Raw genomic sequence first — 13,689 nt, forward strand, 5'->3', positions numbered from 1 at the left:
TTTGTTTTCCTATTGTTTTTTCTTTGGTCTTTCGGGTTGCAGAAAATTTCTGCGTACGGGGTTTCCGGGCCGTATGAGAATCGTTAGGCACGGCGTCAGAATTCACTCTGAAAGGAACACGATGAAGTCCCTGAAGGCTGCCGCTGTTGTTGCCGGTTCCGTGGCCCTCGCGAGCGCCGCCGCGCCCGCGTTCGCCTACAGCACCGCCGACGTCACGCCCACCAGCCTCACCGGCGCCGTGAACACGCTCACCAGCGGTCAGCTCGCCCCGGCCGACGTGATGCCGCTCCAGCACCAGTCGAACGCGCTCGACACCGAGAACAAGGACTCCGTGCTCAACACCGTGAAGGGCGCGACCGCCACGCTGAACTCCAGCGGGCTGCTCGGCGGTCTGCCCGTGGGCGGCTGAGGTGTTCCGCGCCTGACCGTGCCTGACCGCGCCTGTCGCACAGGGGCCGATTCCGCGTCGTACGGAATCGGCCCTTTGTTTTTCCCGGTGTTTTCACGGTGTGTTTTTTCACGGCGTGTTCGAGAAAACATCCCTCGATCGTGTGGACCGTGTGCGGGGTGTCGCCCGGTCGGGTGAGAACGGACCGGAACCCATTCGGACCCGTCGATATGGTCGCGCGGTGACCTCAACCTCAAGCCAGACCCGCCCCTTCAACGCCGCCGACCTCGGCACGCTCGTCGTCATGGCCTGGAGCGGCGAGGCCCCCGACGGCGACATGCCCTATCTCCTCGCCTACACCCTCGGGGACGCCGCGGCCGGACCGGAGGCCTCCACGGCCGCCGTGGAAGCGCTGCTGGAGAACAACGGCCTGCCCGTCGGCGGCGACCTCGTCGACGGCAACGCCCGACCCAGCCTGCCGGTCAGCCTGCTCGTCGAGTCCGGCACGGCCGTCGTCAACATGCCGGGCTTCAACGCCCAGTGCACCCCGCCGCCGGAGTGGCTGGAGGCGGTCGCCGAACGCGGCTTCGCCTACTTCGTGTTCACCACCCGCCCCTGGCCCGAGGCCCAGCCGGGCAAGCCCGTGCAGCCGGAGGCCCTCGCCGCCTTCGCCGGCGCCGACGAGACGCTGAACGCCGCCGCGCACGTCGTCCTGCCCGCCCGCAGCCTGCGCGCCTGACCGTGCGCACCGCAGGGGGCAGCCGCGGGTTCGCCGTACTGCTGGTGCTCACCGGTGTCGCCGGGCTGCTGGCCTCCTGGGTCATCACCCTCGACAAGTTCAAGCTGCTGGAGGACCCGGACTTCACGCCCGGCTGCAGTCTGAACCCCGTGGTGTCCTGCGGCAGCGTCATGCGCAGCGACCAGGCCTCCGCCTTCGGGTTCCCCAACCCGATGCTGGGCCTGGTCGCCTACGCCGTCGTGATCTGCGTCGGCGTCAGCCTGCTGGCCGGGGCGCGCTTCCCCGGCTGGTACTGGCTCGGCCTCCTCGCGGGCTGCCTCTTCGGCATCGGGTTCGTGTCGTGGCTGCAGTTCCAGTCGCTGTACCGGATCAACGCCCTGTGCCTGTGGTGCTGTCTGGCGTGGGCCGCCACGATCCTGCTGTTCTGGTACGTCGCCTCGTTCGTCGTACGGCATCAGTTCCTGCCCGCGCCCACCTGGTTGCGGGCCTTCCTCGGTGAGTTCACCTGGGTACTGCCGGTGTTGCACCTCGGGATCGTCGGGATGCTGATCCTGACCCGATGGTGGGACTTCTGGACGAGCTGACCAACAGGCCGTCGTACTACTGCGGCAGTCGGGGGAATCTTGCGCTGATGGCCGCCTCGGCATCGTTGTGCGGTACGGACGTTGAGCCCACCGAATCCTGAAAGGGACCGTACCTGACATGAAGTCGACCACCCGAGGAACCCTTGCCGCCGTCATCACGGGCGTCGCTGCCGCGGTGGGCGCCACCGCGACCCCCGCCGCGGCGGTGGACACGGTCCCCGTCCCGGTGCCGCTGGACGGCGTCGAGAAGTCCCTCAACGTGGAGCTGCCCAAGATCGGCGGCGAGATCCCGCTGCCGATGCCCGGCGCCCCCGAAGGCCCGCGCTATGTCGAGGGGCGGCTCATCCCCGAGCGCGTCATCCCGCAGCTCCCGGTCACCGGCGGGCTGCCCGGCGCGGGTCTGCACGCCCCCCTGCCGCACCTCCTCGGCGACGACTTCGACCACGTCGGCGTCGGCGCCCCGGCCTCCGACCTGCGCACCCTCGCCCCGGGCCTGACCCTCGACGCCCCGCTGACGGCGCCGAACGCCGACAACTTCGGTCTGCCCGAGCCGAAGCTGCCGCAGGTGGGCGTGCTCACGCCGGTCCTGCAGACGGTGCCGGGCGCGAACCTGGTGGCGGGCCCCGGCCTGTAGCGGCGGCCCGGCACCCGTAGCCCCGCACTCTGGCGCGGAGATCCGCCCTCCCATGGAGCCCGTACGGCTCCGTCCGGACCACCGGACGGTGACCGTGCGGGCTCCTTCGCGGTTACCGCTACGGATCAACCCAACCGGGAGGAGCACAGGATGGTCGTCAGTGTCGGCGGAGTGGCCGGGGGCGTGGCGGGCGCGGTGGCGAGTGGTGTGGCCGTCGGGGCCGATCCCGTGGCGGGCGGACAGGCCAGACCCGGCCCGGTGCCGGACGCCGTACGGGACGCCGTACGGGGTGGTGGCCGACGGGACGTCCTGCGCGGGCTGTTCGCCGCGGCGGGGGCGCTGGCGCTCGCGCCGCTCGTCGCCGCCTCCCGGCCGCCGCACAGCGCGGACAACCCCGGCGAGATCGCCTTCGACGAGACCTACCGAGGCCGCCACATCCGCGGCATCAAGACCTCGGCGGGCCGCACCTTCGGCGCCGACTCCTGGCACGTCACCGTCGACGGCCGCCAGCTGGAACTCATGCGCCGCGCCGACGGCACCTGGCTGAGCATGGTCGACCACTACCGGTCGTACGAGACCCCCCTCGAAGCCGCTCGCGCCGCCGTCGACGAACTGGGGCCGGGGCAGCAGCTGCGCGAGACGCACATGGGGCGCATGGGGCACACGGGAAGCATGGAAGACATGGGGGGACAACATGGTGTACGTCCGTAAGGACGCGAGCACGCTCACGAGCGCGGAGAAGCGGCGCTTCGTGAAGGCGATGCTGGAGATCAAACGGCGTGGTGAGTACGACGAGTTCGTCCGGACACACATCGACTACTACGTCAGCGACGGTGACGGCGGACTCCGTACGGCTCACATGGCGCCCTCGTTCCTGCCCTGGCACCGCAGGTTCCTGCTGGACCTGGAGCGGGCGCTGCGCCGGGTCGACGCGTCGGTGACCGTGCCGTACTGGGACTGGACCAAGGACCGCAAGGCCGGCGCGACGCCCTGGACCAAGGACCTGCTCGGCGGCACCGGACGGCGTTCGGACCGGCAGGTGACGACCGGGCCGTTCGCCTACGCGTCGGGCAACTGGACGCTCAAGGTGGGCGTCACCGACGGGGAGTTCCTCACCCGCGACCTCGGACGCGTCCGCGACCCGATCGAACTGCCGACCAAGGCCGAGCTGGAGTCGGCGCTCGCCGACCCGGTCTACGACGTCTCGCCCTGGAACTCGACGTCGGCGAAGGGGTTCCGCAACCGGCTGGAGGGGTGGGGGAGCGGACGCGGCTCCGTCGCCTGGCGCAATCACAACCGGGTGCACCGCTGGGTCGGCGGTGCCATGGTCGGTGGCGCGTCCGTCAACGACCCGGTCTTCTGGATGCACCACGCCTTCGTCGACCTTCAGTGGTACCGCTGGCAGCGTCGGCACGGCGGCGCCCGCTATCTGCCCGCGAAGCCGGCCGCGCCGGGCAGCGCGCAGTACCGGCGGATCGTGGCGCGGCACGAGAAGCTGCCGCCGTGGGGCGTGACGCCGGACTCGCTGGAGGACGTCAGCGGGATCTACCGGTACGCGTGACGCCTTCCCGGGGCGGGCAAGGGAAGAGCCCCGGCGCTCGGAGTGCCGGGGCTCTTCGGGACTGACGGGAGGTCAGTCGCCGTAGCCGTAGCCGCCCTTGTCGTCGATACCGTCGCTGATGTTGGCGCACGTGTTGCCGAACGCCGGGTTCAGCAGACCGATCAGGTTGGCGGTGTTGCCGCACACGTTGACCGGAACGTGGACCGGGACCTGGACGAGGTTGCCGGACAGGACGCCGGGCGAGCCAACGGCCTCACCCTGGGCGCCCGCGTCCGCCATGGCCAGACCGGCGCCGCCGAGCGCCATGGCACCGGCGCCGAGGGCGACTCCGGCAGCCTTCGCGATGCGAGACATCACGTTCTCCTTTTGGATCGATGACCGCGCGGCGACAGGACGCGCCACCGCACTTCCCCTTCAACGCCGCCGCTCACGGCTGGTAACGGCGATCATGTGCGGATCACCCTTTTTGAAGAGGGGGACACCCGGCGGGGGTGGAAAATTGCTTAGCCGGGGTGTGGGGATGCCACTAGCCTCTCCGGGCATGGCTACCGACCGACTCATCCGTTTGTTCACCGACGAGAACCGGGTGCGGGTCTTCGCCGCGGTCGCCCTGGGGGCCGGCACCCCGGAGGAGGTCGCCCGGGCGGCCGGGGTGCCCGCGAAGGAGACGGCCCTGGCACTGCTGAAGCTGCGGGAGCAGGGGGTGGTGACGGCCGAGGGCGGAAGTGGCCTCGCCGTCGCCTACGAGCTGTTCCGGCAGGAGGCGCGCGCGGGCCGGGAGGGGGCGGCGCAGGACGCCGGGAACCCCGGGTCGGGAGACGCCGACACCGACCTGGTCCTGCGGACCTTCGTCCGGGACGGGCGGCGGCTGGTGCGGCTGCCCGCGCAGTGGAGCCGCAAGAAGCTGGTGCTGAGGTACATCGCCGAGCAGACCTTCGAGCCGGGCGTCGAGTACCCGGAACGGACGGTCGACGAGAAGCTGCGCGGCTGGTGCGAGGACGGCGACATCGACCATGTGACGCTCAGGCGCTATCTGGTGGACCTGGAGCATCTGCGGCGGAGCGCGGGGATCTATCGGCGGGTGGCCTGAACACCTCGGTGCGACGAGGCCCCGTACGACGAGGAAGGGCGCCCCCGGCAGGACTCGAACCTGCGGCCAAGCGCTTAGAAGGCGCCTGCTCTATCCACTGAGCTACGGGGGCCGGGTGTGGTGGCCTCGTGTCTGGTGCCCGGGTGTGGGCTGTTCCGTGACGTTGCCGGGGACAAGGATAGGGCTCCCGGGTCCTTGTCCCTGTTGCTTCGCCTCCGTGGCTCAATGTGGAGGTTCGGTGAAGCGGTCCTGATAATCGCAGGCAGGTACGAATCGTGCATCGCTTTTGGCGTCTCACGCCACGGGTGTTGTGTACTCGTTATGCCTGGACTATGCCGTTGTCCCGGTCGCCCCTTCCGTCCCTTGTGTTCTGTCGGCGCGCAGACATGCTCATATGCTTCAGAAATCCCCTAAAATTGGGCATTCTTCGCATGTGGTGACCTTGGACGTACGGCCTCAGCTGCTCGACGCACTCTCCGCCCTGCGCGACCGTGTCGCCGCCGCACGCTTCCCGCTGCCCCTCCCAGGGGCTCCACGCGCGCGTGCCAACCGCGACGAACTGCTCGCCCAGCTCGACGACTACCTGGTGCCCCGCCTGCGGCAACCCGAAGCGCCCCTGCTGGCTGTGGTCGGGGGTTCGACCGGCGCCGGCAAGTCGACCCTCGTCAACTCCCTTGTGGGACGCCGGGTCAGCGAGGCGGGCGTACTGCGACCGACCACCCGCACCCCGGTGCTGGTCTGCCATCCGGAGGATCATCACTGGTTCAGCGGCATGCGGGTGCTGCCCGACCTCACGCGCGTGTGGGTGCCCCAGCAGGACGGCGGCGACGACCTGTTGCTGCCCGGCGAGAACCACGCGCGCGTGCTGCGCGTCGAGACCGCCGACACCCTCCCGCCCGGCCTCGCCCTCCTCGACGCCCCCGACGTGGACTCCCTCGTCGCCGACAACCGCACCCTGGCCGCCGAACTCATCTGCGCGGCCGACATCTGGATCATGGTGACCACCGCCGCGCGGTACGCCGACGCCGTCCCCTGGCATCTGCTGCGCACCGCCAAGGAGTACGACGCCAGCCTCGTCACCGTCCTCGACCGGGTGCCCCACCAGGTCGTCTCCGAGGTGTCGAGACAGTACGCGGCCCTGCTCACCAAGGCGGGCCTCGGCGACGTACCGCGCTTCACCGTGCCCGAACTGCCCGAGTCCGCCTGGGGCGGTGGGCTGCTTCCGACCACCGCGGTGGCGTCCCTCAGGACCTGGCTCGTGCACCGGACCCAGGACCCCGCCGCCCGCCAACAGGCCCTCGCCCGCACCGCGCACGGCGTCCTCGACTCCCTCAAGGCCCGTATGCCCGAACTGGCCGGTGCCGCCGCCGCCCAGTACGCCGCAGCGCTGCGGCTCACCGCCGCCGTCGACGGGGCGTACGACAGCGAGCACACGCGCGTGCGGGGCCGGTTGCAGGCGGGTGCCGTGCTCGCCGGGGACGCGTTGAAGCGGTGGCGCGCCTTCCCGCTGGACTGCTCCGCCGCGGAACTCCTCGACGCACTCGTGGAGAGCCTCGCCGCGCTCCTGCTGTGCTCCGTCGCCGCCGCCGACGAGCGCGTCGACGAGGCCTGGCGGCGCGAACCCGCGGCAGGCGCCCCGGAACTCACCGGCCGCGATCCGGCGTTGGAGAGCCCCGAGCACCGGATCGGGCTCGCCGTACGACGGTGGCGGCGCGAACTCGAGGAGTACGCCGAGGACGAGGTCCGCAACCTCGACCGCAGCGTCGCGCCCGACCCCGAGGTGATCGCCGCCCTCGTCGCCACCGCCCTGCTCGGCGGCCGGCGCGCGCGGTCCGCCGGCGAAGGCCTCGCCGAGCGCCTCGGCGCCCATGGCGCGCTGCGGCTGCGCGACCGGGCGGGGCGACTGCTCACCGAGCACCTGGACCGGGTCGTGCACGCCGAGCGGGAGCGCCGGCTCGCGCCGCTCGACGCGCTCGACGTCCATCCCGAGCCCCAGGCCGAACTCATTGCCGCGCTGTCCGTACTGCAGAAGGAGAGGTGACCGGTGACCGCCGTCACTGACCAGGACCACACCGATCACACCGATCACACGGATCACGACGACCACAGCGACCACAGCGATCACGGCGATCACGCGGAGGAGACCGGGGACGGGGACGGGGGCGGTGCGCCGGTGGAGGGCGATGCCCTGGACGCCGTAGAGGTGGATGACGTGGTGGAAGCAGCGGAGCCTGAGGAGGTGGTGAAGGGGGCGGCCCGTACGGAGGCTGCCGGCTCTGCCAGTCGGGCGGATTCCGCCGATCGCTCCGACTCCGCCGGTGCCTGGGACGACGGGCTGATCGCGCGGCGGGTGAACGAGACCGCCGGTGGTGGTGAGCCGGTCGCCGTAGTGGAGGCGCGGGGCGCCGGGGCTCCGGTTGCCGCTCCCTTGGCGTACGACGGGTCGCTGCGGTCGCGTCTCGACGCGCTGCGTGAACTCGTGGGGCTCTCCCGGACCCGGCTCGACAGCCGGACGCTCGCGGAGGCGGGTCGGGTGCTCGACGAGGCGGCCGCGCGGCGCAGGCTGTCCGGGCAGCACACCGTCGTCGCCATCGCGGGCGCGACCGGCAGCGGCAAGTCACAGCTGTTCAACGCGCTGGCCGGAGTGACGATCTCGGAGACGGGCGTACGACGACCCACCACCGCCGCGCCCATCGCGTGCAGTTGGAGCGACGGGTCGGCCTCGCTCATCGAGCGGCTCGGCATCCCGCCCCGGCTGCGGCGGCGGCCCCTGCAGAGCGCCGAGGCGGAGGCGCAGTTGCGCGGGCTGGTGCTCGTCGACCTGCCCGACCACGACTCCGCGGCCGTGGCGCACCGCGAGCAGGTCGACCGCGTTCTCGCGCTCGTCGACGCCGTCATCTGGGTCGTCGATCCCGAGAAGTACGCGGACGCGATGCTGCACGAGCGCTACCTGCGGCCGATGGCCGGGCACGCGGAGGTCATGTTCGTCGTCCTCAACCAGATCGACCGGCTGCCCGGCGAGGCCACCGAGCAGGTCCTCGACGATCTGCGGCGGCTGCTCGACGAGGACGGGATCGCCCTCGGGGAGTACGGCGAGCCGGGGGCGACCGTGCTCGCGCTGTCCGCGCTCACCGGCGACGGCATGGGGGAACTGCGGGAGGCGCTCGGACAGTTCGTGGCCGAGCGCGGGGCGCCGGCGCGGCGGATCTCGGCCGATGTCGACGCCGCCGCGTGGGGGCTGCGGCCGGTGTACGCGACCGGGCGACGGACCGGGCTGAGCGAGGAGGCGCGGGACGAGTTCGCTCTGCGGCTGGCCGACGCGGTCGGCGCCACGGCGGCGGGCGAGGCGGCCGAGCGGGCGTGGCTGCGCAACGCCAACCGTGCGTGCGGGACGCCGTGGCTGCGGCTGTGGCGGTGGTACCAGGACCGGCTCGAACCGACCACCGGACGGTTCCCCTCGCGGGCCCAGGCCGAGGAGGAGGCCACCGCCCGGCAGCGCGTCGAGCAGGCGGTGCGGACGGTCGCCGACCGGGCCTCGGCGGGGCTGCCGGCGGCGTGGGCGCAGGCGGTGCGGGAAGCGGCCGTACGGGGTTCGCAGGGGTTGCCCGAGGCGCTGGACGAGCTCGCGGCCCGGGCCGGACTGCCGCCGGGGCGGCCACCGCGGCCGGGGTGGTGGCCGGCGGCGGTGTTCGCGCAGGCGTCCATGACGCTGCTTCAGGTCGTCGGCGGGCTGTGGCTGGTCGGGCAGATCGTCGGCTTCATGGCACCGAACCTCGGGGTGCCGGTGCTGTTGATGGTGGCCGGGATCATCGGCGGCCCCTTGGTGGAGTGGAGTTGCCGGATGGCGGCGCGGGGGCCTGCGCGGCGGTACGGCATGGATGCGGAGCGGCGGCTCAGGGAGGCGGCGGCGGGGTGCGGGCGGGCCCGGGTGCTGGATCCGGTGGCGGCGGAGTTGCTGCGGTACCGGGAGGTTCGGGAGCAGTACGGGAGGGTGTTGGGGGTGGAGGCGGGGGTGGGGTGAGTTGGGTGGGGGCCTCGGTGGGGGTGGGGTGGCCTCGGCGGGGGTGGGGTGGTCCCGGTAGGCGTGGGGTGAGCTCGGTGGGGGTGGGATGGCTCCGGCTGGAGTGCGGTGGCCCCGGTGGGGTGCGGTGGCCTCAGCGGGGGTCGGGTTGCCTCGGTGGGGTTGACGTGGCCCCGGTAGGGGTGGGGTGGCCTCGGTGGGGGTGCGGTGGCCCGGCGGGTGGGGTGGCCCCAGCGGGAGTGGGGTGGTCCCGGCAGGGGCTGCGGTGACCTCGGCGGGTGTGCGGTGAGCCTGGCGGGGTGCGGTGGATCCGGCAGGGCGGGGTGAGCTTGGCAGGGGTGAAGTGGCCGCGGAAGGGGCCCGATGGCCCCGCTCCTTGGCCGGTGTGTCGCTCGTTTCGGTGGTGGGGTTTTCCACAGGTGGGGTGGGGGTCCACAGGGCTCGGCGGGATCCGCTCGGCGGAGGCAGTCTGGCTCCGCGGTGATCGCGGCGTACGCGGTCGGCGCGGCAAGGACGGACGCAGCCGTACGGGACGGGCCCGTGCGCGTGTCCGCTGTCCGTCCGGCGTGGATGGCCGGGCGAGGGAGGGATTCGCGATGAACGAGACGATCGTGTGTGTGGTGGGGAACGTGGCGACGCAGCCGGTGTACCGGGAGCTGGCGGCCGGGCCGTCGGCGCGGTTCCGGCTGGCGGTGACGCAGCGCTACTGGGACCGCGAGAAGAGCACCTGGACGGACGGGCACACCAACTTCTTCACGGTGTGGGCCAATCGGCAGCTCGCCACGAACGCGGCGGCGTCGCTGAACGTGGGCGATCCGGTGGTGGTCCAGGGCAGGCTGAAGGTGCGGTCGGACGTGCGCGAGGGGCAGAACTGGACCTCGGCCGACATCGACGCGGTGGCGATCGGGCACGACCTGGCGCGGGGGACGGCGATGTTCCGACGGGCGCAGAAACCGGACTCGGGGGTGGTGGGGGCGGCGGACGCGCCGGGCGGGGCCGGGCAGGCGGAGCCGGACTGGGAGACGCCTGTCGGTGACGGTGCTGTTCAACAGGGGGCGGAGCCGGTCGCGGTGACATGACGTCAGCGGAGCTGAGCGCGCCGCCGTACCGAACTGCGGCTTATCGGCAAATGCGCCCCGAACGACCCCGGTGGATTTGTCGATAAGCCCTGCTCGCGAGTGATCTTGGCGATAACGATTCCGAGTCGGATCGGCCGTGCGACGGCATCACCGGGAACCGTGGTGCGGCGCTTCCTTAGGATGCCGAACGTGGCTCTCGGGGCTTCTGATTCTGCTGGTGGGACCGTTCCCCCCACGTCAACGGGTCCTGCCTGAAGGGGAATTCTGTGTTTTCTTCGCTCACTGCGCCCAGGACGCGACGGCCGGCTCGCGGCCGAGGGGTGGCCCGGTTCGTCGCCGGGACGCTGGTGTCCGGGCTGGTCGCGGCCGGGGTGCTGGCCGGTGCCGGCACGGCCGTGGCCGGTGACGGGACGGCGCAGATCCAGGGCGGGGCGACCGCCACCATAGGCGGCCTGAAGACCTACGGCACGGCCGTCATACACGACGACTCCGGGGACCTGGAGGTCTCGGCCGGTCTCTTCGAGATGGCCGTCGAGGGCGGCGGCATGCTCCAGACCTATTGCGTCGACCTCTACAACCCGACCCAGCGGGAAGCCAAGTACCACGAGACGCCCTGGAGCGGCACCTCGCTGGGCGCCAACAAGGACGCTGGCAAGATCCGCTGGATCCTGCAGAACTCCTACCCGCAGGTGAACGACCTCGCGGCGCTCGCCGAGAAGGCGGGCGTCGCCGGCGGCCTCACCGAGCAGGACGCGGCGGCGGGCACGCAGGTCGCCATCTGGCGCTACTCGGACGGCGCCGATGTCGACGCCGCCGACCCGCAGGCCGAGAAGCTCGCCGACTATCTCCACGACAGCGCTCGGTCGCTGGCGGAGCCCCAGGCCTCGCTGACGCTGTCGCCGGCCGCGGTCTCCGGACGCTCCGGCGGGCTGCTCGGCCCGGTGACGGTGCGCACCGACGCGGACAGCGTGACGGTGACGCCACCGGCGGACGCCGCCACCAGCGGGGTGCGGATCGTCGGCAAGAACGGGATGGACCTCACCTCGGCGAAGAACGGCAGCCAGATCTTCTTCGAGGTCCCCGAGGACGCGGCGACGGGCACGGCGGAGCTGACCGTGCAGGCCTCCACGACCGTGCCGGTGGGCCGCGCCTTCACCTCCGAGAGCAGGAGCCAGACGCAGATCCTGGCCGGTTCCAGCGAGTCGACGGTGTCGGCGACGGCGAGTGCGACCTGGGCCGACAAGGGTGCGATACCGGCCCTCTCCGCGGCGAAGAACTGCGCCGAGGGCGGCATCGACGTCACCGCGGCCAACGAGGGCGACGAGCCGTTCACCTTCGAGCTGCTGGGGGTCGAGCACAGCATCCCGGCGGGGGCGTCGCAGACGGTGACGGTTCCGCTCCAGGAGGACCAGGCGTACGACTTCACGATCACCGGCCCCGGCGGCCTCGAGAAGCGCTTCACCGGCGTCCTCGACTGCCAGACCCAGGGCAACGAGACCGGCGGCGACAGCACCCAGACCCTCAGCGAACCGAGCCCGGCGACCGTCGGCGGCGCCTCCGCCACCGGCACCAACCTCGCCGAGACCGGCGCGTCGAGCGTCACCCCGGTGATCACGGGCGTCGCGGTGGCACTGGTGGTGATCGGCGGGGCGGCGCTGGTCCTGGTACAGCGCCGGAAGCCGCAGGGCTGAGCGGGGCGGGGGCGCGGGGCTGAGCGAAGCCGGAGGGTGCCGTGAGCCGTACGGCACCTCGGCTCGTACCGTCGGAGCATGTGGGCGTCGACCCGTCGGCATACCGGCGACCGTAGGCGCGAGGAAACCCCAGGTCACAGCCCCCCGACCAGACGGGTTACCACCCGAGGGTGGACCTCAGGCAAGATGGGGTGTATCTGCCCACTGCCAGATTTCAAGCTGCCGGACGGTTTCTCTTGGCTGAGTACATCTACACCATGCGCAAGACGCGCAAGGCAATCGGCGACAAGGTCATCCTTGACGACGTATCGCTGAACTTCCTGCCCGGCGCGAAGATCGGTGTGGTCGGCCCGAACGGTGCCGGTAAGTCGACCATTCTGAAGATCATGGCGGGGCTGGAGCAGCCCTCGAACGGTGACGCGTTCCTGTCGCCGGGGTACACCGTCGGCATCCTGCTGCAGGAGCCGCCGCTCACCGAGGACAAGACCGTCCTGGAGAACGTCCAGGAGGGCGTGGGCGCGATCAAGGGCAAGCTCGACCGGTTCAACGAGATCGCCGAGCTCATGGCGACCGACTACTCCGACGCGCTGCTCGACGAGATGGGCAAGCTGCAGGAGGAGCTCGACCACGCCAACGCGTGGGACCTCGACGCCCAGCTGGAGCAGGCCATGGACGCGCTCGGGTGCCCGCCCGGCGACTGGCCGGTCACCAACCTCTCCGGTGGTGAGCGGCGCCGCGTCGCGCTCTGCAAGCTGCTGCTGGAGGCCCCCGACCTGCTGCTGCTCGACGAGCCCACCAACCACCTCGACGCCGAGTCGGTGAACTGGCTGGAGCAGCACCTCGCCAAGTACGACGGCACCATCGTCGCCGTGACCCACGACCGGTACTTCCTGGACAACGTGGCCGGCTGGATCTGCGAGGTCGACCGCGGCCGCCTGCACGGCTACGAGGGCAACTACTCCAAGTACCTCGAGACCAAGCAGACGCGTCTCAAGGTCGAGGGGGCCAAGGACGCCAAGCGGGCGAAGCGGCTCAAGGAAGAACTCGAGTGGGTGCGGTCCAACGCCAAGGGGCGTCAGGCCAAGTCCAAGGCGCGTCTCGCGCGCTACGAGGAGATGGCCGCCGAGGCCGACAAGATGCGGAAGCTGGACTTCGAGGAGATCCAGATCCCGCCGGGCCCCCGTCTGGGCAGCATCGTCGTCGAGGTGAACAACCTCAGCAAGGGCTTCGGCGACAAGCTCCTCATCGACGACCTGAGCTTCACGCTGCCGCGCAACGGCATCGTCGGTGTCATCGGCCCCAACGGCGCCGGCAAGACCACGCTCTTCAAGATGATCCAGGGTCTGGAGACCCCGGACTCCGGCTCCATCAAGGTCGGCGAGACCGTCAAGATCTCGTACGTCGACCAGAGCCGCGAGAACATCGACCCGAAGAAGACCCTCTGGGCCGTGGTCAGCGACGAGCTCGACTACATCAATGTCGGGCAGGTCGAGATGCCGAGCCGGGCGTACGTGTCCGCCTTCGGCTTCAAGGGGCCCGACCAGCAGAAGCCCGCCGGTGTGCTTTCCGGTGGTGAGCGCAACCGCCTCAACCTCGCGCTCACCCTCAAGCAGGGCGGCAACCTGCTGCTCCTCGACGAGCCGACCAACGACCTCGACGTCGAGACCCTCGGCTCGCTGGAGAACGCGCTGCTCGAGTTCCCCGGCGCGGCCGTGGTCGTCTCCCACGACCGCTGGTTCCTGGACCGGGTGGCCACGCACATCCTCGCCTACGAGGGCGACTCCAAGTGGTTCTGGTTCGAGGGCAACTTCGAGTCGTACGAGAAGAACAAGATCGAGCGGCTGGGCCCGGACGCCGCGCGCCCGCACCGCGCCACCTACAAGAAGCTGACCCGGGGCTGAT

General features: G+C 71.2%; 13 protein-coding genes and 1 tRNA gene. 12 read left to right on the top strand and 2 right to left on the bottom strand.

Going from position 1 to position 13,689, the window contains the following annotated elements:
• Window positions 1-121: 121 nt before the first annotated feature.
• From OG885_RS29205 to OG885_RS29230, 6 genes are all read left to right on the top strand, one after another.
• The gene (locus OG885_RS29205) at window positions 122-409 is read left to right on the top strand and encodes a hypothetical protein (protein ID WP_329339066.1); all 288 of its coding nucleotides are present in this window, start codon (window positions 122-124) and stop codon (window positions 407-409) included.
• A gap of 220 nt (window positions 410-629) precedes the next feature.
• Window positions 630-1,127: a DUF5949 family protein gene (locus tag OG885_RS29210; protein ID WP_405736946.1), complete on the top strand. Its 498-nt coding sequence runs from the start codon at window positions 630-632 to the stop codon at window positions 1,125-1,127.
• A 2-nt stretch (window positions 1,128-1,129) separates the two neighbouring features.
• Window positions 1,130-1,711, top strand: coding sequence for a vitamin K epoxide reductase family protein (locus tag OG885_RS29215; protein ID WP_405736949.1), 582 nt, complete (start codon window positions 1,130-1,132; stop codon window positions 1,709-1,711).
• Window positions 1,712-1,829: 118 nt separating this feature from the next.
• Entirely contained in the window at window positions 1,830-2,345 is a 516-nt protein-coding gene (locus OG885_RS29220; protein WP_405736952.1) for a hypothetical protein, read from the top strand.
• A gap of 150 nt (window positions 2,346-2,495) precedes the next feature.
• Window positions 2,496-3,056, top strand: a complete 561-nt coding sequence (locus OG885_RS29225) for a tyrosinase family oxidase copper chaperone (protein WP_405736955.1) — start codon at window positions 2,496-2,498, stop codon at window positions 3,054-3,056.
• Complete coding sequence (locus tag OG885_RS29230; RefSeq protein ID WP_405736958.1) at window positions 3,040-3,906, top strand: tyrosinase family protein; 867 nt, start codon at window positions 3,040-3,042, stop codon at window positions 3,904-3,906. Before OG885_RS29225 ends, OG885_RS29230 begins: the two co-directional genes overlap by 17 nt.
• Window positions 3,907-3,978: 72 nt before the next feature.
• Here the strand turns inward: OG885_RS29230 and OG885_RS29235 are convergent, their stop codons facing one another.
• Window positions 3,979-4,260, bottom strand: coding sequence for a chaplin (locus OG885_RS29235; RefSeq protein ID WP_399957131.1), 282 nt, complete (start codon window positions 4,258-4,260; stop codon window positions 3,979-3,981).
• A 187-nt stretch (window positions 4,261-4,447) separates the two neighbouring features.
• On the opposite strand from OG885_RS29235, the gene OG885_RS29240 reads away from it, so the two are divergent.
• Window positions 4,448-4,996: a DUF2087 domain-containing protein gene (locus OG885_RS29240; protein WP_405736962.1), complete on the top strand. Its 549-nt coding sequence runs from the start codon at window positions 4,448-4,450 to the stop codon at window positions 4,994-4,996.
• 39 nt (window positions 4,997-5,035) lie between these two features.
• Here the strand turns inward: OG885_RS29240 and OG885_RS29245 are convergent.
• A tRNA-Arg gene (locus tag OG885_RS29245) sits at window positions 5,036-5,108 on the bottom strand.
• Between the two features lie 321 nt (window positions 5,109-5,429).
• On the opposite strand from OG885_RS29245, the gene OG885_RS29250 reads away from it, so the two are divergent.
• The 5 genes from OG885_RS29250 (at window position 5,430) to ettA (ending at window position 13,688) form a co-directional block, all read left to right on the top strand.
• A complete protein-coding gene (locus OG885_RS29250) occupies window positions 5,430-7,037 on the top strand; it encodes a dynamin family protein (protein ID WP_405736964.1) in 1,608 nt (535 codons plus the stop codon).
• A gap of 3 nt (window positions 7,038-7,040) precedes the next feature.
• Window positions 7,041-9,017, top strand: a complete 1,977-nt coding sequence (locus OG885_RS29255) for a GTP-binding protein (protein ID WP_405736966.1) — start codon at window positions 7,041-7,043, stop codon at window positions 9,015-9,017.
• A 596-nt stretch (window positions 9,018-9,613) separates the two neighbouring features.
• On the top strand, window positions 9,614-10,096 hold the full coding sequence (locus OG885_RS29260) for a single-stranded DNA-binding protein (protein ID WP_405736968.1): 483 nt from the start codon (window positions 9,614-9,616) through the stop codon (window positions 10,094-10,096).
• 266 nt (window positions 10,097-10,362) lie between these two features.
• Window positions 10,363-11,787 (top strand): Cys-Gln thioester bond-forming surface protein, encoded by a 1,425-nt coding sequence (locus OG885_RS29265; protein ID WP_405736970.1) that lies wholly within the window; start codon window positions 10,363-10,365, stop codon window positions 11,785-11,787.
• Window positions 11,788-12,023: 236 nt separating this feature from the next.
• Entirely contained in the window at window positions 12,024-13,688 is a 1,665-nt protein-coding gene (gene ettA, locus OG885_RS29270) for an energy-dependent translational throttle protein EttA (protein WP_405736972.1), read from the top strand.
• Window position 13,689 lies beyond the last annotated feature (1 nt).

It is taken from the genome of Streptomyces sp. NBC_00028, from assembly GCF_045041065.1.
Taxonomy (GTDB): domain Bacteria; phylum Actinomycetota; class Actinomycetes; order Streptomycetales; family Streptomycetaceae; genus Streptomyces.

Bases quoted from the DNA above. Each gene is read 5' to 3' on its own strand.
- OG885_RS29240 (WP_405736962.1), top strand. From the start codon at position 4,448: ATGGCTACCGACCGACTCATCCGTTTGTTCACCGACGAGAACCGGGTG.
- OG885_RS29230 (WP_405736958.1), top strand. From the start codon at position 3,040: ATGGTGTACGTCCGTAAGGACGCGAGCACGCTCACGAGCGCGGAGAAG.
- OG885_RS29235 (WP_399957131.1), bottom strand. From the start codon at position 4,260: ATGTCTCGCATCGCGAAGGCTGCCGGAGTCGCCCTCGGCGCCGGTGCC.
- OG885_RS29205 (WP_329339066.1), top strand. From the start codon at position 122: ATGAAGTCCCTGAAGGCTGCCGCTGTTGTTGCCGGTTCCGTGGCCCTC.
- OG885_RS29220 (WP_405736952.1), top strand. From the start codon at position 1,830: ATGAAGTCGACCACCCGAGGAACCCTTGCCGCCGTCATCACGGGCGTC.
- OG885_RS29225 (WP_405736955.1), top strand. From the start codon at position 2,496: ATGGTCGTCAGTGTCGGCGGAGTGGCCGGGGGCGTGGCGGGCGCGGTG.
- OG885_RS29260 (WP_405736968.1), top strand. From the start codon at position 9,614: ATGAACGAGACGATCGTGTGTGTGGTGGGGAACGTGGCGACGCAGCCG.